The sequence below is a fragment of the Micromonospora sp. WMMA2032 genome, assembly GCF_002688545.1.
GTDB lineage: Bacteria > Actinomycetota > Actinomycetes > Mycobacteriales > Micromonosporaceae > Micromonospora > Micromonospora sediminicola.
Window position 1 is genome coordinate 2,717,092 of sequence record NZ_CP024052.1, and the last position, 20,082, is coordinate 2,737,173.

Below are 20,082 nucleotides of genomic sequence, written 5' to 3' on the forward strand. Positions count from 1 at the left end.
CGCATAACGTCCGCGCCGAGGGCCGCAAGTGCAAGATCGCGGGGGCGAGGGAGGGGCGGGGACGCGACGACGAGGGCGGGTCAGAGGCGTTCGAAGCCACGCCGCAGCTCCCAGTCCGTGACCGCGGCGTCGAAGGCGGTCAGCTCCACCTTCGCCTGGTTGGCGTAGTGGGCGGTCACCTCGTCGCCGAATGCCGTCCGGGCCACCTCCGAGCGCTGCCACAGGTCGAGCGCGTCGCGCAGCGTGCCGGGGACCCGCTCGGCCTCCGGGTCGTCGTACGCGTTGCCGGTGCACTCGTCCGCCAGCTCCAGCTCGTTCTCGATGCCGTGCACCGCGCCGGCCACCAGCGCGGCGATCGCCAGGTACGGGTTGACGTCCGCCCCCGGCACCCGGTTCTCCACCCGCATCCCCTGCCCGTGCCCGACCAGCCGCAACGCGCAGGTGCGGTTGTCGGTGCCCCAGCGCAGCGCGGTCGGCGCGAACGAGCCCGGCTGATAACGCTTGTAGGAGTTGATGTTCGGCGCGAACAGCAGGCTGAACTCGCGCATGGTGGCGAGCAGCCCGGCCAGCACCCGCTGCCCGGTCACGCTCAGGTGTGCCGGCCCGTCGCCCAGCATCGCCGACTTGCCGGCGGCGTCGCGCAGCGAGAAGTGGATGTGGCAGGAGTTGCCCTCCCGCTCGTTCGGCTTGGCCATGAACGTGATCGCCATGCCCTCCTGGGCGGCGATCTCCTTGGCGCCGTTCTTGTAGATGACGTGGTGGTCGGCGCAGCGCACCGCCTCGTCGTAGCGGAAGGCGATCTCGTGCTGGCCGAGGTTGCACTCGCCCTTGGCGCTCTCCGGGGTGAGGCCGGCGGCGGCCATCTCGGTGCGGATGCGGCGCAGCAGCGGCTCCACCCGCGCGGTGCCGAGCAGCGAGTAGTCCACGTTGTACTGGTTGGCCGGGGTCAGGTCGCGGTAGCCGCGCGACCACGCCTGCTCGTACGAGTCGCGGTAGAGCACGAACTCCAGCTCGGTGCCGGCGTACGCGGTCAGCCCGTGCGCGGCCAGCCGGTCGAGCTGCCGGCGCAGGATCTGCCGGGGCGAGGCGACCACCGGGCCGGAGCCGTCCAGCCACTCCAGGTCGGCCAGCAGCAGCGCGGAGCCGGGCTGCCAGGGCATCCGGCGCAGCGTGTCCAGGTCGGGGCGCATGGCGAAGTCGCCGTAGCCGCGTTCCCAGCTCGACATCGCGTACCCGTCGACGGTGTTCATGTCCACGTCCACGGCGAGCAGGTAGTTGCACCCCTCGCTGCCGTTCGTGACCACCTGGTCGAGGAAGAAGGGCGCGTGGAACCGCTTGCCCTGCAACCGGCCCTGCATGTCGGTGAGGGCGAGCACCACCGTGTCGATCTCACCCTCGGTGACGGCGACCCGCAACTGTTCCAGCGAGAGCGGCGTTCTCTTCATCAGGGGGCCTCCATCACCAAGGTCTACTGGCAAACCGGATCACCGTCAATGCCCCGACGAGGTCGGGGGCGAAACGCCAGGAGTGCACATGCGTCGTCGGATCGTCGCGGCCGTCGCCGCCGTCCTCGTGATCGCACTGGGCGCCACCGACGCCCGCGCCGACCGGCAACCGGCCGCCACGCCCGAACGCCCCCCCACCGCCGCCGGCGCGGTAGACCGGCGGCCGGTCCCGTTCGACCTGCGCGCCCTCGGTCGGCGGACCGTCGGATCCGGGCCCGACCTGACCCGTCCCCGGGTGGTCGCCTCCGGGCTGGAGGTGCCGTGGGGCCTGGACTTCCTGCCCGACGGCAGCGCGCTGGTGGCGCAGCGGAACCAGGGCACGATCCTGCGGATCCGTCCCGGCCGCCCGGCCCGGCAGGTCGCCCGGATCCCCGACGTGGTGGCCGGCGGCGAGGCGGGCCTGCTCGGGCTCGCGGTCTCCCCCACCTACCGCCGGGACCGCTGGGTCTACGCCTGCTACACCACCGCCACCGACATCCGGATCGTCCGGTTCCGGCTCCGGTCGGACCGGGCCCCGCAGGTGCTGGTCAGCGGCATCGCCCGGGCCACCTTCCACGACGGCGGGCGGATCGCGTTCGGCCCCGACGGCATGCTCTACGCCGGCGTCGGCGACGCCGGGGTGCCCGCCCGCTCGCAGGACCTGTCCAGCCGCAACGGCAAGATCCTCCGGATCCGCCCGGACGGCGGGGTGCCGGCGGACAACCCGTTTCCCGGCTCGCCGGTCTACAGCTACGGCCACCGCAACGTGCAGGGGCTCGCCTGGGACCGGGGCGGCCGGCTGTTCGCCACCGAGTTCGGGCAGAGCACCTGGGACGAGGTGAACCGGATCGTGCCGGGCGGCAACTACGGCTGGCCGATCGTGGAGGGCGTCGCCGGCGACCCCCGGTTCCGGGACCCGGTGGTCGTCTGGCCGCCCGCCCAGGCCTCACCGAGCGGCGCCGCGTTCAGCCGGGGCACGCTCTTCGTGGCCGCGCTGCGCGGCACCCGGCTCTGGGCGATCCCGGTCGACGCCGCCGGCAACGTCGGCGTACCGGTGGCGGAACTGGTCGGGACGTACGGCCGCCTGCGTACCGTGGCGGTCGCCCCGGACGGCGCGCTCTGGGTGACCACCAGCAACCGCGAGCCGCGCGGCGTCCCGCCGGCGGCCGACGACGACCGCGTCCTCCGCTTCCCGCCCACCCACCGCCAGCCCTCGGCCTGAGACCCCTGGGGTACGCGGACAGCCCGTCGGCCGCCGGTGGCGCCCAGGTCAGTAGCGGGTGCCGGCGGGTGCCGGCAGAGCGTCGAGTTCCGCCAGGTCAGTATCGGTGAGCCGGAGCCGGGCGGCGGCGGCGTTCTCGTCGAGCCGGGTGCGGCGACGGGTGCCGGGGATCGGCACGACGTGGTCGCCCTGGGCCAGGGTCCAGGCGAGGGCCACCTGTCCGGCGGTGGCGTGGTGCCGGGCGGCGATGGCTTCGACCCGGTCGACGAGGGCGAGGTTGGCGGCGCGGTTGTCCTGATGGAAACGGGGCAGGCGGCCGCGGAAGTCGTCGGCGGCGAAGACGGTGTCCCGGTACCGGCCGGTGAGGAATCCGCGGCCGAGCGGGGAGAACGGCACGAACGCGGCACCGTGGCGGACGCACCAGTCGAGGCTGGTGGTGAGGTGGTCGCGGGTCCACAGGGACAGTTCCGACTGGACGGCGCTGATCGGGTGTACGGCGTGGGCGCGGTCGAGCTGGTCGACGGTGAACTCGGAGACCCCGAGGGCACGGGCCTTGCCGGCGGCGACCATCTCGGCCATGGCGCCGATGCTGTCCTCGACGGGGACGTTCGGGTCGGGCCGGTGCAGGTAGTACAGGTCGACGTGGTCGACTCCGAGCCGGCGCAGGGACGCGTCGATGGCCTGCCGCAGGTGTTCGGGCCGGCCGTCCTGCACGATGGGGAAGTTGTCCCCGTCGGTGTCGGTGACGACGTTGCCGCCCTTGGTGGCGAGGACGACCTCGTCGCGCCGGCCGGCGACGGCCCTGCCGACGACCTCCTCGTTGGTGAAGGGGCCGTACATGTCGGCGGTGTCGAGGAAGGTGACCCCGAGGTCGAGAGCGTGGCCGATGACCTGGTCCGGGTCCTCCGCCCCGGGGTCGTCACCGTAGGCCCAGGTCATACCCATGCAGCCGAGTCCGACGGCGCCGACGGTGGGCCCGTCGGTCCAGAGCTGCCGGGTGGGAATGCTGTCGGTGGTCATCCGTCTCTCCTCAGGTTCACGCCCCGGTCGGTGCGGGCCGCCTCCGGCTCCGGTCGTCGAACCCGACGTTACGAGTTCGAGCGCACTCGAAGGCAACCTGTCGGCCCGCACGACTTGCGTGCGACGGGGTCAGGCCGGCGGGGTGGGAGCCTGCTCCTCGACCGTACGACGGGGGCCGGTGAACCACCTGCGGGCCGAGGCGTACCACCAGATGGCGACGCCGAGCAGCACGCCACCGATCGCCAGCGGGGCGTAGTTGACGGCGGTCCAGGAGAAGTCGGGGTGGCCCGGCACGCCGGCCGGGACGATCGGCAGCACGAAGTAGACCGAGATGATCGCGATCTCCACCACCGCGATCCAGCCGAGCAGCCGGTAGCGCCGGCCGAGCGTCCACGGCCCCGGCACGAACCGGTCCCCCATCCGCAGTCGGAGGAAGATCGGGATGATGAAGGACAGGTAGAGCCCGATCACCGCCACCGACACCACCGCGTAGAACGCGACCGGGATGCCGCCGCGCTGGTACAGCGCGGGCAGGGTGAGCGCCAGCCCGGCCAGCGTGGCGCCGATGATGGCGTTGACCGGCGTGCCGTTGCGGTTCACCCTCGACCAGAGCCGCCAGCCCGGCACCGCCCGGTCGCGGCTGAACGCGTACGCCATCCGCGACATCGAGGTCACGCAGCTCATCCCGCAGAAGAACTGCCCGATGGTGGAGATGATGATGACGGCCTTGAAGAAGAACGGCGTCAGCGCGGTCTCGAAGATCGCCCCGGAGAAACCGCTCGCCTCGTGGATCGCCTCCACGTCGGTGGCGGCGAACAGGAACGCGAGCAGCAGGATCCAGCCGCCCACGGCGGAATAGAAGATCGACCGCCACAGCCCCTGCGCGGCGGCCTTGGACGCGCCCCGGGTCTCCTCGGAGACGTGCGCGCAGGCGTCGAAGCCGGTGATCGTGTACTGGGTGAGCAGGAAGCCCAGCGGCAGCACGTAGAACCAGAACGTCAACCCCCCGCCGTCGCCGAAGCCGGAGTTGTCGAACCGCTGGGTGAACACGAACCGGAAGCTCTGGTGGTCGTCCGGGACCAGGACCAGGATCAGCACCACCGCGGCCGCGCCGGCCACGTGCCACCAGACCGAGACGTTCTGGAGTACGTCGATGACGTGGTGCCCGTAGATGTTGATCAGCCCGTGCAGGGCCAGGATCACCACGAACAACCCGAACGTCTGGTGGCCGGTGCCGGCCCAGCCGTCGAACAACGCCGACAGCGTCAGGTTGAGGAACGTGGCGCAGCCGTAGTCGACCGACGCGGTCACCGCGACCAGCCCGATCAGGTTGAGCCAGCCGGTGAACCAGCCGTGCACCGGTCGGCCCATGGTCGCCGCCCACCAGTAGATCCCGCCCGCCGTGGGGTACGCCGAGACCAGCTCGGCCAGGCAGAACCCGATGATCAGGATGAACAGCGAGATCAGCGGCCAGCCCCAGGAGATCGCCACCGGGCCGCCGTTGTTCCACGCCTGGCCGAACGTGGTGAAGCAGCCGGCCAGGATCGAGATGATGGAGAACGAGATGGCGAAGTTGGAGAAGCCGCTCCACTTGCGGCGCAACTCCTGCTTGTAGCCGAGCTCGGCGAGTCGTCGGGCGTCGTCGTCCATCGGCTGCTCGGCGGTCGGCGCGGGCGTCGTGGCCACTGCACACCTCCTCGAGGCGAAGTCCCCGTACGAGTGCTCGCAGTCTGCTCCCGCCGATCAAGGTGGTCAATACGCGTCCCGGGTAATTGCGTTGTCCCCGCTTCCCGCCCGGGGCATGCTTGAAGCCGTGACCAGGCCCGACCCGACGGGCCGGCGCCGGGCGCTCGGCAACGCCCGGTCCGCGGCGGCGCGCGGCGTCCACCTCTCTCTCACTGATGTACGGCGATCCGCCGTACCCCCGGACGCCCCGCGCCGCCGCACTCTCACGTCCGGCCGACGGTGATCCAGGCGGTGAGGAAGTCGGCGGCCGGCACCGCGAAGAGCAGGCAGACCCCGGCCAGCCGGGCGATGGTGGGCCGGCGGACGGCGACGGCGTAGCCGGCGACCAGCACCGGTGCCCACAGGTCCTGCAGGAGCCACGACTCCCGCCGGACCAGCAGGTCGAGATGGCAGACCGCGAGCCACACCACGGTCGCCGCCGACCAGAGGACCAGGCCGGCGCGTCGACACGCCCGCGTACCCCAGCGCACCGCCGCGGTGACGTCCCCGGCGCCGCGGTCGGCGGCGACGTCCAGCACGGTCGTCGGCAGGTAGAGCGCGGCGACCAGGAACAGGCCCAGCAGCGCCACGAGGAGCGGGTAGCCGGTGACCGGCCGGTGCAGGGACCAGCCGGCCAGCGGCGCGAGGACCCCGACGGCGAGGGCGTTGGCGGCGACGTCCAGGCCCGGCCGGGTCTTCAGCCGCACCGGCGGCGCGCTGTAGAGCCACCCGAGCAGCAGCACGACCGCCGTACCGAAGGCGAAGGCCGGTCCGACCGTCGTGGCGGCGAGCACGAGCGCCGCGAGCGCGGCCCCGTGGTGCCAGCGCATCAGATCGGCCGCGGTGAGCAGGCCGGTGACCAGTGGGGCGCCGGCCTTGCGCGGGTTCCGCCGGTCGCTGGGCAGGTCGTACCGGTCGTTGACGGCGAGCACGGCGGTCCAGACCAACGGCCCGAGCACCACCAGGGCGGCCAGCGAGCGCGGCAGCGTCGCCGCCGGCGGCAGCCAGCGGTGGGTGGCGAGCACCGAGCCGGCGTACGCGGCGGCCCAGCCGAGCGGCCAGAACCACGGACGCGACAGGAGCAGCAGCGCCCGGGCCCGGGCCGTTCGCGCGTCGGCGGCGGGGCGGAGGAGAACCATGCCACCGACGCTAGGAATCCGCCCGGCCGACGGCCTCCCGCCGGCGAGCCAGGGCGCTCCCCCGCGACGGGGAACCGCGGGTCAGGCGATCAGCAGGCCCGCCACCCAGAGCGCGGCGATCACCAGGCCGGCGGAGAACTCGACGAGCATGGACAACCCGGCCGCCTTGAGCGCCTGCACCGTCGCCGGCCAGGCCAGCTGGTTGCTGCCCAGCCGCAGCCGCTCCGCGCCCCAGATGCCGCCGACGAAGCCGATCGGCAGACCGATCACCGGGATCACGAAGAACCCGACCAGGCCGAGCAGTCCGCCGGCCAACAGCGACGACGTGGGTACGCCGGTGCGCTTGAGATTCCGCCCCGGCCAGAGGTACTTGACCACGGTGCCGCCGGCGGCGACCACGGTGGCGGCGGCGAGCACCGCCCAGCGGCCCGGGCCGGCGTCGGCGAAGATCGCCCAGACCAGCACGCCGCCCCAGCACAGCGGCAGCGCCGGCAGCCCCGGCACCACCACCCCGGCCAGGCCGGCCAGGATCGCCAGCGCGGCGACCACCGACACCACTGCCTGCGAATCGCTCAGACTCACGAGTTCTCTCTCTTCTCTGCACAGGCGCTGCATGATCGAGGTGTTAAGCAGGGGCCCCGCCTCTACCGGAGGCGTTAACAGGGGGCCCTTCCTTACCCCTCCAGGCGGGCGCGGATGCCGTCGGCGGGCATCGGGGCGCCGAACAGGCGGCCCTGCCCGGTGTCGCAGCGCAGCGCCCGCAACCGTTCGGCCTGCACCTCGGTCTCCACCGCCTCGGCCGTCACCGACAGCTCCAGCGCGTGGGCCAGCCGGACCAGCGCGTCGACGATCCGCTCGTCCCGGTGGTCGGCGACCGCGTCCGCGCCGTCGCCCCGGATCCCCTCGACGAACGGGCCGGCCAGCTTCACGCAGTGGATCGGCAGCCGGCGCAGGTACGCCAGGTTCGAGTAGCCGGTGCCGAAGTCGTCGATGGCCAGCCGCAGCCCGAGGTCGGCGAGCTGGTGCAGGGCACGCAGCGGCTCGCCCGCGCTGCCCATCACCGCGCTCTCGGTCAGCTCCAGCTGGAGCAGCGCGGCGGGCAGCCCGGTGTGCTGCAACGCCTCGGCCACGGTCTCCACGATGGCCGGGTCGTCGGCCTGCCGGGCGGCCAGGTTGACGCTCACCACCGGCGTGGTCGACGGGAACGCCCGCCGCCAGCTCTCCGCGTCGCGGCAGGCCTGGCGCAGCACCCACGCGCCGAGCCGGACGATCAGGCCGGTCTCCTCGGCCAGCCCGATGAACCGGTCCGGCCCGAGCAGCCCCAGCTCCGGGTGCTGCCAGCGGACCAGCGCCTCGACCGCCACCATCGTGCCGTCCAGCAGGGACACGATCGGCTGGTAGTGCAGCACGAACTCGCCCCGGTCCAGCGCGGCCGGCAGGTTCGACGCCAGCGAGGAGCGGGCGATGTCGGCGGCGCTGCGCTCCGGGTCGTACACGGCCCAGCGGCCCCGCCCCTCGGCCTTGGCCCAGTAGAGCGTGGTGTCCGCGGCCTTCATCAGCTCCGCGACGCTGGTCTCCGCCGCCGGGCACTCCACGATGCCGATGCTGGCCGAGACGGCGAGCTGCTGGTCGCCCACGTGCACCGGCGCGGAGACCGCGGCCAGGGCCAGCTCGGCCACCTCCACCGCGTCGTCGATGCCGCCGTCGGAGTCAACCAGGATGACGAACTCGTCCCCGCCCATCCGGGCCACCAGGTGCCCCCGACCGGCCACGCAGTCGCTCAGCCGCCGGGCGATCACCTTGAGCAGCCGGTCGCCCAGGTCGTGGCCGAGGCTGTCGTTGACCGCCTTGAAGCCGTCCAGGTCGATGAAGCAGAGCCCGACGCGCTGCTCCGGCCCGGCCGCGTCGAAGACGTCGCCCAACGTCTCGAAGAACAGCGTCCGGTTCGGCAGCCCGGTCAGCGGGTCGTGCAACGCCTGGAAGCGCAGTCGTTGCTGCAGCTCGTACCGCTGGGTGATGTCCTCGATCATGGCGACGGTGAAGCGGGGGCGGCCGTCGTCGTAGCGGATGAGCGAGACGGCCAGGTCGGTCCAGACCACGCTGCCGTCCTTGCGGTAGTAGCGCTTCTCCACCCGGGCGCTGTCCCGCTTGCCCTCGATCAGCTCCTGGTAGACCTCCCACATGCCGGCCGCGTCGTCGGCGTGGAACAACCCGGCCACGTTCATCCGCCGCAACTCGCCGACGGTGTAGCCGAGCATGTCCGCGAAGGACTGGTTCACCTCGATGATCTGCCCGTCGACGCCGGCGATGCCGATGCCGATGGCCGCGCCGGTGAAGACCGCCCGGAAGCGTGCCTCGCTGTCGCGCAGCGCCTGCTCCACGGTGTCCCGGGCCTGCCAGGCGGAACGGGCGATCCGCTCCTGCTGGCTGAACACCCGGTCGCGCAGGGCCCGGGCGAACCCGGCGGCGAGCGCGCCCTGCAACAGCGCGACCCGTTCCCGCAGCTCGGGCGACTCCTCCCGGGCCGGCAGCACCCAGGGCAGGAACCGGTCGCCGAGGGCCTGCACCGACCAGTCGAGCACGCCGGGCTCGGTGAGGTGCGCCTCGACCAGGGCACGCCCGACCTCCTCCGCCGGTCGGGCGGAGAAGGTCGGGGCGAGCAACGCCCGGCCCAGCCGCTCGGTGAGCGGCACCAGCAGACGCTCGGTCTCGACCGCGCTCAGCGGCACGAAACCGATGCGTCGCACCGCCCGGGCCCACTCCGCGGCGTACGCGGCGGCGCCGGGACGGCTGACGTCACCCCCGTCGTTCTCCGGGGTGCGCATGTCGGCTCAGCCGGCAGCGCGGTCGTGCCGGGCCACGCCACCGAACGCCCCGAAGCGTTCCGGGTGCTCGTCCACGTCGGACGGCGAGTCGGGCCGCCACAGCGGCATGTGCACCACACCCGGTTCGAGGATCGTCCAGTCGCCGAAGAAGCCGGTGATCTCGGCCCGCGAGCGGAGCGTGATCTCGGTGGCGGTACGCGCCGACAGCCGCTGCGCGTCCAGCATCTCCTGCGGCTGGTCCTCGAACGTGGAGTGCGACACGACCAGGAAGCTGCCCGGTGCGGCGGCGGCCCGCAGGGTGGCCAGGATGTCGGCCGGGCGGTCCGCGTCCGGGATGAAGTGCACCACGCCGGCGAGCAGGATGCCCAGCGGCCGGTCGAAGTCGATCAGGCCGCTGGCCCGGGCCTGGTCCAGGATCAGCTTCGGCTCCCGCAGGTCGGCCAGGATCGCGGTGGCGCGGTCGTTGCCGGCCAGCAGCTCGTGGCTGTGCGCCACCGCGACCGGGTCGATGTCCACGTAGACGATGCGGGCCCGCGGGTCGGCCACCTGGGCGACCTCGTGCACGTTGCCCACGGTGGGAATACCGGAGCCGATGTCGAGGAACTGGTCGATGCCGGCGTCGAGCAGCACCCGGACGGCCCGGCGCAGGAACTCCCGCCCGGAGCGCATGGTGGCCGCCAGGTTGGGCGTCATGGCCGCGATCTGCTCGGCGAGCTGCCGGTCGATCTCGAAGTTGTGCGCGCCGCCGAGGAAGTAGTCGTAGACCCGGGCGGCGCTCGGCCGGGTCAGGTCGATCTCGGCGGGAAGTCCGTCCGGCGTCTGCATCGCTCGGTCCCCCAGGTCGTTCGCCGCCACGAGGCGGATCATGTGGTCCAGCCCACTCTAGGCGCGGACGACCAGCAACGGGAGATCCACCGGCGGCGATGCCGCCGGCCGGGCTCAGTCGGCCGACTCCAGCAGCATCGAGATGCCCTGCCCGACGCCGACGCACATGGTCGCCAGCGCCCGCCGGCCACCACGACGGCGCAGCTCCAGCGCGGCGGTCAGCGCCAGCCGGGCGCCGCTGGCGCCCAGCGGGTGGCCCAGCGCGATCGCCCCGCCGTTCGGGTTGACGTGCTCGGCGTCCTCGGGCAGGCCCAGCTCCCGCAGCACGGCCACGGACTGCGCGGCGAACGCCTCGTTCAGCTCCACCACGTCGACGTCGGCCAGATCCACGCCGTGGCGGTCGAGCAGCTTGCGGGTGGCCGGGACCGGGCCGATCCCCATGATCCGCGGCGGCACGCCGGCCGCCGCCGCGCCACGTACCCGGGCCAGCGGGGTGAGGCCGTAGCGGTCGACGGCGGCCGCGGAGGCGACCAGCAGCGCGACCGCGCCGTCGTTGACGCCGGAGGAGTTGCCGGCGGTCACCGTCCCGCCCTCGCGGAACGGGGTGGGCAGCGCGGCCAGCTTCTCCAGCGTCGTCTCCCGCGGGTGCTCGTCGACCTCGACCAGCTTCGTCTCCCGCCTGCCGGCCGGCACGGTCACCGGCACGATCTCCTCGGCCAGCTGGCCGTCGGCCTGCGCCTTCGCGGCCCGCTGCTGCGAGCGGTACGCGAACGCGTCCTGCGCCGCCCGGTCCACGCCGTACTCGGCGGCCACGTTCTCCGCCGTCTCCGGCATCGAGTCGATGCCCCAGCCGCGCTCCATCAGCGGGTTCACCAGCCGCCAGCCGATGGTGGTGTCGTAGACCTCGGCGGTGCGGGCGAACGGCGTGGCCGCCTTCGGCATCACGAACGGCGCGCGGCTCATGCTCTCCACGCCGCCGGCCACCAGCAGGTCGGCCTCGCCGGCCACGATCGCCCGGGCGGCGGTGGCGAGCGCGTCCAGGCCGGAGCCGCAGAGCCGGTTCACGGTGCTGCCCGGCACCTCCGGCGGCAGACCGCCGAGCAGCGCGGCCATCCGGGCCACGTTGCGGTTGTCCTCGCCGGCCTGGTTGGCGCAGCCGAGGATCACGTCGTCGGTGCGGGCCCAGTCGACCGACGGGTGGCGCGTCACCAGCTCGCGGACGACGTGCGCGGCCAGGTCGTCGGGGCGGACCCCGGCGAGGGCGCCGGCGTACCGGCCGATCGGGGTGCGAACTCCGGCAACGAGGTAGGCCACGGTCATCGCGCGCACGTCCTTCGGGGGTGGGAAGGGGTCGGTCGGCGGGTCGCCCGCCGGGTCACGGGGGCACCCGGCGCCAGGATATCCGCGCCCGGAGCGGATAGGTTGGCGGCATGGCCGGGGCCCAGTTCAGCGCAGAGACCAGCGGCGGCGGCGCGTTCGTCCGCCAACCCAACCGGTTCACCGGGCGGGTCACCCCGCACTCCACCTCGCCGGAGGGCGGCGGGCCGGACGAGCAGGGGCGGTGGCCGCTGGAGGCCGGCCGGTACCGCCTGGTCTGGTGCCGGGCCTGCCCGTGGGCGCACCGGGCCCGGATCGTGCGCAGCCTGCTCGGCCTGGACGAGGTGATCTCGCTGGGCACCGTGGACCCGATCCGGGACGAGCGCGGGTGGCGGTTCGCCCTCGACCCGGACGGCTTCGACCCGGTGCTGGGCATCGGCTTCCTCTCCGACGCCTACCTCGCCACCGACCCCGACTACACCGGCCGGGTGACCGTGCCGGCGCTGGTCGACACGCTCACCGGGCGGATCGTCACCAACGACTACCCGCAGCTCACGCTCGACCTCTCCACCGAGTGGCGACGGTTCCACGCCCCGGACGCCCCGGACCTCTACCCGGTCGAGCTGCGCCCGGAGATGGACGCGCTGATGGCGGAGATCCACCGGGACGTCAACAACGGCGTCTACCGGTGCGGTTTCGCCACCTCGCAGGAGGCGTACGACGAGGCGTTCACGGCGCTGTTCGCCCGGCTGGACGCGTTGAGCGAGCGGCTGGCCGGACGGCGCTACCTGATGGGGGACGCGATCACCGAGGCGGACGTCCGGCTGTTCACCACGCTGGTCCGCTTCGACGTGGCCTACCACGGGCACTTCAAGTGCAACCGGCAGAAGCTGACCGAGATGCCGGTGCTCTGGGCCTACGCCCGGGACCTGTTCCAGACCCCCGGCTTCGGCGAGACGGTGGACTTCGACCACATCAAGCGGCACTACTACGCCACCCACGACATGATCAACCCGACCCGGATCGTGCCGCTCGGTCCGGACCTGTCCGGCTGGACCACGCCGCACGGGCGTGGCTGACCACACCTCGCGCCGGGTCGCCGCCGGGTCCGCCGCCGCCTGCCTGGTGGCCGGCGTGGTCGCGGTCACGGTCGCGCTGGTCGCCGGTCCCGGTCCCGGCCTGACCGGTTACGTCAGCGAGGCCGGCGTCACCGACAGCGGGTACGCCGGGACGTACCGGATCGGGGTCTTCGCCCTGGCCGCGGCGCTGCTGCTGCTCGCCGCGGCACTGCCCCCGGCGGTGCGCGCGGCGCCCGGGCTGCTCGGCGCCGGCGCGGTCGCCACCGTGCTCTCCGGCGCGGTGACCTGCAGCACCGGCTGCCCGCTGCCGCCGTTCGAGGCCGCCACGGTGGCCGACCTGGTGCACGGCGGGGCCAGCATCGCGGCGACCGCCGCGGTGGTCTTCGCCATGCTGGCGGTGCTGCTCTCCCCCGCGGCCGGTACGGCGTTGCGGTGGGTCGCCGCGCTCGGCGCGGCGCTGGCGCTGCCGCTGTCCGGCGCGGTCGGGCTGGCCATGCTCCTGGTCGGGCGGGGCGCGCTGGTGGGGGTGCTGGAGCGGGTGCTGCTGGGGGTGGTCGCGGCGTGGGGTCTGGGCACCGCGCTCCTCTGCGGCTGTAAGGGGCCTCACGGGGAGCGGTCCTTCCATCCGCGCCGCGACGGGAGTAGCGTCGGCCGGCGATGACCAATGTCTGGTGCCTCACCGAGCGCCTGTACGTCGACCTCCGACGGCAGGCCAGCGGCGTCTGTCCGGCGTAGCTCCGCTCCCGACGCCCGCCTCTCCCTCACCAGACCCTTGGACACGTCCTCATGGCTTCCGCCCTGCGCAAGTTCCCCTTCTCCGTGCAGATCCTGCTCGGCCTCGTCCTCGGCGTGGCGCTCGGCTTCCTCGCCCGCGCCAACGACCTCGCCTGGCTGACCAGCACCCTCGACACCGTCGGCGGTCTCTTCGTCCAGCTCCTCAAGCTGGCCGTGCCGCCGCTGGTCTTCACCGCCATCGTGGTCAGCGTGGTCAGCCTGCGCGGCGTGGCCAACGCCGCCCGGCTGGCCGTCAAGACGCTGCTCTGGTTCGGCATCACCGCGCTGATCGCGGTGAGCCTCGGCATCGGCCTCGGCCTGCTCACCAACCCCGGCCGGGGCGTCAACCTGGACCCGTCCGGCGCCAGCGCACCGAAGACCACCGGCTCCTGGATCGACTTCCTCACCGGCATCGTGCCGACCAACCCGGTCGGCGCGTTCGTCGAGGGCAACGTCCTGCAGATCGTCTTCCTCGCCCTGGTGGTGGGCGCGGCCGCGCTGCTCGTCGGTGACGCCGCCGAGCCGTTCGTGTCGCTCAACCGCGCGGTGCTCACCATCGTGCAGAAGGCGCTCTGGTGGGTCATCCGGCTCGCCCCGCTCGGCACCCTCGGCCTGATCGGCAACGCCGTCGCCTCGTACGGCTGGGACCTGCTGGCCCCGCTGGCGAAGTTCACCACCGCCGTCTACGTCGGCTGCGCCCTGGTGCTGTTCGTCGTCTACCCGGCGCTGCTCGCCGCGGCCGGCCGACTCAACCCGCTGCGCTTCTTCGCCGGCGCCTGGCCCGCGATCCAGCTGGCCTTCGTGTCCCGCTCCTCGGTGGGCACCATGCCGGTGACCCAGCGCTCGGTGGAGCGCCTCGGCGTCCCCCGCGAGTACGCCTCCTTCGCCGTGCCGTTCGGCGCCACCACGAAGATGGACGGCTGCGCCGCCATCTACCCGGCGCTGGCCGCGATCTTCGTGGCGCAGGTGTTCGGCGTCGACCTCGGCGTCACCGACTACCTGCTGATCGCGTTCGTCTCGGTGGTCGGCTCGGCCGCCACCGCCGGCCTGACCGGTGCGATCGTCATGCTCACGCTGACCCTGAGCACGCTGGGCCTGCCGCTGGCCGGCGCCGGCCTGCTGCTGGCCATCGACCCGATCCTGGACATGATGCGGACCGCCACCAACGTGGCCGGGCAGGCCGTGGTGCCGACCATCGTGGCCGCCCGCGAGGGCACGCTCGACCGGGCCGCGTACGACTCCGCCGGCAAGCGGGACCTGGTCGAGCCCGTCGAGCCGGCCGCCGAGCGCCTCGCCCCCGTACCCGCCTGAGCATCCTGATCCGGGTGCGTTCCTGGTCGCTGCGGCGACGAGGGACGCACCCGGTTCCACGACCCGAGGAGAACCGCATGAGCACCCTGTTCACGCCGCTCGCCCTGCGCGGCGTCACGCTGCCCAACCGGATCGCGATGGCGCCGATGTGCCAGTACAGCGCCGGCCCGGACGGGCTGCCCACCGACTGGCACCGCGTCCACCTCGGCTCCCGGGCCGTCGGCGGCGCCGGGCTGGTGCTCAGCGAGGCGACCGCGGTGGTCCCCGAGGGGCGGATCACCCCGCAGGACGTCGGGCTCTGGTCCGACGCGCACGTCGACGCGTGGCGGCCGGTCACCGCGTTCGTCGCCGGCCAGGGCGCGGTGCCGGCGGTGCAGCTCGCGCACGCCGGGTTCAAGGCCTCCACGTACCGGCCGTGGGCCCCGCGCCACGGCGGCGTGCCGGACGCCGAGGGCGGCTGGACGCCGGTCGGCCCGGGCGTCGACCCGTTCGTCCCCGACTACCGCACACCGGCCGCGCTCGACGAGGCCGGCATCGCCGCCGTGGTGGCCGCCTTCGCCGCCGCCGCGAGGCGGGCGCTGGACGCCGGCTTCGCCGCGGTGGAGATCCACGCGGCGCACGGCTACCTGCTGCACGAGTTCCTCTCCCCGCTGACCAACCGGCGCGCCGACGGCTACGGCGGCGACCGGGCCGGCCGGATGCGGTTCACCCTGGAGGTGGCCCGCGCGGTCCGCGCCGCGGTCGGCGAGGCCGTGCCGGTGCTGACCCGCATCTCCGCCACCGACTGGACCGACGGCGGCTGGACGATCGAGGACAGCGTGGTGCTCGCCGGCGAGCTGGCGGCGGCCGGCGTGGACCTGGTCGACACCTCCTCCGGTGGCGCGGCGGCCCGGGCGGCCGTCCCCGTCGGCCCCGGCTACCAGGTGCCGCTGGCCGCCCGGATCCGCCGCGACGCCGGCGTGCCCACCGGCGCGGTGGGCCTGATCGTGGAGCCCGAGCAGGCCGAGCAGATCGTCGCCGGCGGTGAGGCGGACCTGGTGCTGCTGGGCCGGGAACTGCTCCGCGACCCGTACTGGCCGCGCCGCGCCGCCGCCAAACTGGGCGCCACCCCGTCCTGGCCCGACCAGTACGCCCGGGCCTTCTGACGCCACCCGTCCGCCCCGCCGCGACGGGCGGGGCGGACGGTGGTCAGCCGGCCAGGTGGGACCAGCGGCCCTCCAGGTCGGACCAGGCGCCCTGGGCCGCGACCACGCCGTCGACCAGCACCACCACGTGGTCCGCGCGGACCAGCGCGGCCCGCTTGGCGGTCGAGCCGACCACTGTCACCCCGTGCTCGCGCAACGCCGCCCAGAGCGCCAGCTCCGTGGTCACGTCCAGCGCCGACGACACGTCGTCGGCGACCAGCAGCTCGGTACGCGGGGCGAGCGCCCGGGCCAGCGCCAGCCGCTGGAGCTGCCCGCCGGAGAGCCGGGTGCCCTTGTGCCCGATGAGCAGCCCGAGCCCGCCCCCGGCGGCGGCCAGGTCGTGTTCCAGCTGGGCGGTGGAGACCGCGCCGGCGGCGTCCACCTGGTGGCCGAGCGCGATGTTCTCGGCCACGGTGCCGGAGAGCACCCGGGGCAGCTGCCCCACGTAGCCGACCTGGTTGGGGCGCAGGAACATCTCCGGCTCGGTGACCGGCTCGCCGTTCCAGCGCAGCGCCCCGACGTGGTGGACGATGCCGGCCAGCGCGCGCAGCAGCGACGACTTGCCGGCGCCGACCGGACCGACCACCAGCACCAGCTGCCCGCGCTCGACCACCAGGTCGACGTCGCGGACGGCCAGCGTGCCGTCGGAGTGCAGCGCGCCGAAGCCGGCCAGCTCCAGCCGCCGCAGCGGGTGCCGGGGCGGCGGCTCGGGCGCCGGCGCGGTGCCGGCGGCGAGGTCGAGCCCGGGCATCTCCGCGGAGTAGGTGGCCGTCCCGGTCATCGCCACGGTGCGCCGGGTCCACACCCGCGCCGACGGGTACTGGGAGACCAGCGCCGCGGTGGTCCAGGCGAACCAGCGGGCCGCGCCGAGGGTGGAGACGGCGACCAGCGTGGCGCCGGCGGACAGCTCGCCGGCCAGGTAGAGCGCCCAGGCCCCGATCGGCAGCAGTCCACTGGCGACGGACGGGGTGGACCGGGCCCACACCTGCATGGCGATCTCCCGCCGCTGCCGCTCGCTGCGCACCGCGTCCAGCCCGGCGAGGTGGCGCAGCACCGGGCGGGTGGCGCCGGCCAGCTTCACCGTACGGGCGGCGGAGAGCGCGGAGACCAGCGCGGTGGCGAACGCGGCCCGCGCCTTGACGGTGCCGGCGGCGGTGCGTTCCAGCTTCGGCCCGAACAGCGTGGCCGCCAGGCCGGAGGCCACCATCGTGCCGACGAAGAACAGCGCCGGTACGACACTGCCGGTGACCAGCGTCATGGTGAGCACGATGGCCACCGAGATGAACTGGTCCATCAGGTTGTCGGCGAGCTGCACCACCCGGTCGGTGTCGCCGCCCTGGGCCACCACCTCGGCCGGGGTGTGCCCGCTGACCCGGCGCGCGCCGGTCTGCCCGTGCACCAGCCGGGCGCTGATCCGCAGCATCTGGCGGATCCACCACTGCGGGAACCACAGGTTGGTCAGGTAGGGCAGCGGCAGCACCAGCAGCAGCGCGGCGGCGATGCCGAGCGCCGGCAGCCACGGGTCGCCGCCGGCGACCAGGTCGGCCCAGAGCCAGGGCAGCACCGCGCCGTCGAGCCCGAGCACCGTCATCACCACGAACAGGGCGACCGACACCAGGCCGTACCGGGGGTCGTTGACGCCCAGCCGGAGGATCTCCCGCATGGTCCGGGCGGGCGGGGCGGGCGGCGCCGGCGGCGGCGCGGCGCGCGGCACGGCGACGCGGGGCGGCCCGGCGGCCGGCAGGACCGGCGCGTCGTCGACCCACTCGTCGGGCGCGTCGAGCAGGTCCACGCCGCCGCGGCGGGCGCCGGCACCCGCGTACGCCCCCGCGTGGCTGGTGGCGAGCAGCTCGGCGAAGCGGGCGGACTCGCGCAGCGGACCGGCCTCCAGCACCGCGCCGTCGGCCATCACCACGACCTCGTCGCAGCGCCGCACCGAGGAGAGCCGGTGCGCGATGACGATGCCGATGCGGTCGGTGAGCAGCCGCTCGGTGGCCTGGCGCACCCGGTTCTCGGTGACCGGGTCGAGCCGCGCGGTGGCCTCGTCGAGGATCACCACGTGCGGGTCCCGGACCAGGATCCGGGCGAACGCCACCAGTTGCTCCTGCCCGGCGGAGAGCACGTGGCCGCCATCGCCGAGGCGGGTGTGCACGCCGTCGGGCAGCTCGGCGATCCACCCGGCCAGGCCCAGTTCGGCGAGCGCCCGCTCGGCGGCTCCGAGCAGTTCCGGGTCGAAGAGGGCGACGTTCTCGGCGAGCGTGCCGGCCAGGATCTCGGTGCGCTGGGGCACCACGGCGATCCACCGGCGCAGTTCCTCGACGTCCAGGTCGACCACGTCGGTGTCGCCCAGGAAGACGGTGCCGCGCGGCACCTCCACGGCCCGGGTGAGCACCTTGGCCAGCGTCGACTTGCCCGATCCGGTGCGGCCGACCAGCGCGTACGAGCGGCCGCGGGCGAAGGCGAGCCGCACGTCGCGCAGCGCCGGGCCGCGCTCGTCCCCGGCGGCCGGGTAGCGGAAGGTGAGCCCGCGGACGGTCAGGTCGCCGTCGGCCGGGGCGACGCCGCCGACCGGTTCCTGCGGCGCGCCGGCCAGCAGCTGCACGCGCCCCCAGGCGCCGAACGCCTGTTGCAGGTGCGGCACCCAGCGGGCGATGTGCTCGACGGTCGCGCCGAACGCGATCGCCAGCAGCCAGATGGCGGTGAGCCGGGCGGCGTCCACCCGGCCGGTGGCGAGCGCCCACGCGCCGGCCAGCACCACCACCGCGATGCCGACCCGGACCCCGCCGGTGGCCACCGCGGTGACCCGGGCGGAGAGCCGGAAGACCCGGCCGCACCGGGCGATCACCTCGGCCGCCCGGCGGGCGTACAGGCGCAGCACGTACGGGCGGGCGAGGCTGGTGCGCACGTCGTCCTGGCCGTGCACCGCCTCCTCCATCACGGCGGCGAGGTCGGACCACGCCTCCTCCTCGGCCATCCGGGCCGGGGCGATCCGGGCGGTGGGGCGGCGCAGCGTGGCCGCGAGCAGCACGGTCAGCAGCACCATCCCGACGCCGGCGGGCCACCAGACGACCAGCGCGCTGACCGTGGCGAGCGCGCAGACGGCGAGGCCCTGCGCCAGGCGTACGCCGGTGTTCCGCATCTCGGCGGCGACCTGGTAGACGTCGTTGTCGATCCGGTCGAGCAGCTCGCCGACCGGGGTGGTCTCCAGGGCCGGCAGGTCCTGCCCGAGCGCGACGCGGCAGAGCCGGCGGCGGACGTCGGCGGACCAGTCGGCGGTGAGCCGGGCCATGATCAGCCCGATCAGCAGGTCGGTCACGACGGCGGCGACCAGCGCCACGGCGAGCGCGACGAACCAGCCGGACGAGCGGTGCACCAGCACCGGCCCGGCGAGCGCGGAGGCGGCGGCCTGACCACCGGCGCCCAGCACGATCAGCAGCAGGACGGCCGCCATCCGCCGGGGTGCGGTGGTCCAGAGATCTCGGAGCAGGCGCATAGGACAGTCCTCCGGACTCGGACGGGTGGGGGCGGTGAACCCAGCCTTCCCGTCCGGCCGGTGCGGATCAAACGAATTACCGCGTTCCGGTCAGGTATGGGCGACCCGGCGGACGATGCCGAGCAGCGCCTCCTGCACGTCGGCGATCGGCCGGTCGGGCTGGAAGACCAGCCAGTCCACGGCCACCACCAGCCCGACGCCGAACAGCGCCGAGCTGGCGGTCCGCACGTCCAGGTCGGCCGGGAGGTCGCCGCTGTCCACGCCGGCGCGAACCGTCTCGGCGATCACCTCGATGGCCTCGCCGCGCAGCAGCCGCAGCGTCTGCTGCCACTCCCGGTTGGTGCGCCACATCTCGGAGAGCAGGAGCTGGGCGAAGGCCCGGTAGCGGCGGATGTAGTCCAGCTCGGCCCGGACCAGGGCGGCGAGCGCCTCGCGCGGCGGCAACCCGTCGACGGCGGCCCGGAACTCGGCGGTGAGCAGGCCGATGCCGTGCCGCAGCAGCTCCTCGAAGAGGACCGTCTTGGACTCGAAGTTGTAGTAGACGGTCCCCTTGGCCACCCCGGCCCGGGCCGCGATGTCGTCCACCGTGGTGGCCGAGAAACCCTGCTCGGCGATGAGCTCCACCGCCGCCACGAAGAGACGCTGGCGGGTGTCCTCCCGCCGGCGCGACCGACCGTCCGTCAC

The 20,082-nt window shown here is 74.1% G+C and carries 15 protein-coding genes; 5 read left to right on the forward strand and 10 right to left on the reverse strand.

The genetic code is table 11. The features are described 5' to 3' along the window. Nucleotides 1–80 precede the first annotated feature (80 nt). On the reverse strand, nt 81–1,445 hold the full coding sequence (locus CO540_RS11960) for a glutamine synthetase family protein (protein ID WP_099162094.1): 1,365 nt from the start codon (nt 1,443–1,445) through the stop codon (nt 81–83). Between the two features lie 88 nt (nt 1,446–1,533). Between CO540_RS11960 and CO540_RS11965 the strand changes: the two genes are divergently transcribed. Next, entirely contained in the window at nt 1,534–2,706 is a 1,173-nt protein-coding gene (locus tag CO540_RS11965) for a sorbosone dehydrogenase family protein (protein WP_099162095.1), read from the forward strand. 48 nt (nt 2,707–2,754) lie between these two features. Here the strand turns inward: CO540_RS11965 and CO540_RS11970 are convergent, their stop codons facing one another. From CO540_RS11970 to pcaF, 7 genes are all read right to left on the reverse strand, one after another. Beyond that, the gene (locus tag CO540_RS11970; protein WP_099162096.1) at nt 2,755–3,726 is read right to left on the reverse strand and encodes an aldo/keto reductase; all 972 of its coding nucleotides are present in this window, start codon (nt 3,724–3,726) and stop codon (nt 2,755–2,757) included. A gap of 129 nt (nt 3,727–3,855) precedes the next feature. Beyond that, nucleotides 3,856–5,412, reverse strand: a complete 1,557-nt coding sequence (locus CO540_RS11975) for an amino acid permease (protein WP_099162097.1) — start codon at nt 5,410–5,412, stop codon at nt 3,856–3,858. Between the two features lie 263 nt (nt 5,413–5,675). Beyond that, the gene (locus CO540_RS11980; RefSeq protein WP_099162098.1) at nt 5,676–6,590 is read right to left on the reverse strand and encodes a UbiA family prenyltransferase; all 915 of its coding nucleotides are present in this window, start codon (nt 6,588–6,590) and stop codon (nt 5,676–5,678) included. 81 nt (nt 6,591–6,671) lie between these two features. Then, nucleotides 6,672–7,172 carry a DUF456 domain-containing protein gene (locus tag CO540_RS11985; protein ID WP_099162099.1) on the reverse strand — a complete coding sequence of 167 codons (501 nt, stop codon included), beginning with the start codon at nt 7,170–7,172 and terminating at the stop codon, nt 6,672–6,674. A gap of 92 nt (nt 7,173–7,264) precedes the next feature. After that, nucleotides 7,265–9,415, reverse strand: coding sequence for a bifunctional diguanylate cyclase/phosphodiesterase (locus tag CO540_RS11990; RefSeq protein WP_099162100.1), 2,151 nt, complete (start codon nt 9,413–9,415; stop codon nt 7,265–7,267). Nucleotides 9,416–9,421: 6 nt separating this feature from the next. Beyond that, the gene (locus CO540_RS11995) at nt 9,422–10,240 is read right to left on the reverse strand and encodes an SAM-dependent methyltransferase (protein ID WP_099164725.1); all 819 of its coding nucleotides are present in this window, start codon (nt 10,238–10,240) and stop codon (nt 9,422–9,424) included. Between the two features lie 114 nt (nt 10,241–10,354). Next, the gene (gene pcaF / locus CO540_RS12000; protein WP_099162101.1) at nt 10,355–11,560 is read right to left on the reverse strand and encodes a 3-oxoadipyl-CoA thiolase; all 1,206 of its coding nucleotides are present in this window, start codon (nt 11,558–11,560) and stop codon (nt 10,355–10,357) included. A gap of 110 nt (nt 11,561–11,670) precedes the next feature. Between pcaF and CO540_RS12005 the strand changes: the two genes are divergently transcribed. From CO540_RS12005 to CO540_RS12020, 4 genes are all read left to right on the forward strand, one after another. Next, nucleotides 11,671–12,636, forward strand: coding sequence for a glutathione S-transferase family protein (locus tag CO540_RS12005; protein ID WP_099162102.1), 966 nt, complete (start codon nt 11,671–11,673; stop codon nt 12,634–12,636). Then, nucleotides 12,629–13,297 carry a DUF998 domain-containing protein gene (locus tag CO540_RS12010; RefSeq protein ID WP_099162103.1) on the forward strand — a complete coding sequence of 223 codons (669 nt, stop codon included), beginning with the start codon at nt 12,629–12,631 and terminating at the stop codon, nt 13,295–13,297. Before CO540_RS12005 ends, CO540_RS12010 begins: the two co-directional genes overlap by 8 nt. Nucleotides 13,298–13,434: 137 nt before the next feature. Beyond that, nucleotides 13,435–14,721: a dicarboxylate/amino acid:cation symporter gene (locus tag CO540_RS12015; RefSeq protein ID WP_172968018.1), complete on the forward strand. Its 1,287-nt coding sequence runs from the start codon at nt 13,435–13,437 to the stop codon at nt 14,719–14,721. Nucleotides 14,722–14,798: 77 nt separating this feature from the next. Beyond that, complete coding sequence (locus tag CO540_RS12020; RefSeq protein ID WP_099162105.1) at nt 14,799–15,866, forward strand: NADH:flavin oxidoreductase/NADH oxidase; 1,068 nt, start codon at nt 14,799–14,801, stop codon at nt 15,864–15,866. Between the two features lie 43 nt (nt 15,867–15,909). Here the strand turns inward: CO540_RS12020 and CO540_RS12025 are convergent, their stop codons facing one another. Further along, nucleotides 15,910–19,398, reverse strand: coding sequence for an ABC transporter ATP-binding protein/permease (locus CO540_RS12025; RefSeq protein ID WP_099162106.1), 3,489 nt, complete (start codon nt 19,396–19,398; stop codon nt 15,910–15,912). A gap of 90 nt (nt 19,399–19,488) precedes the next feature. After that, on the reverse strand, nt 19,489–20,082 hold the full coding sequence (locus CO540_RS12030; protein WP_091580095.1) for a TetR/AcrR family transcriptional regulator: 594 nt from the start codon (nt 20,080–20,082) through the stop codon (nt 19,489–19,491).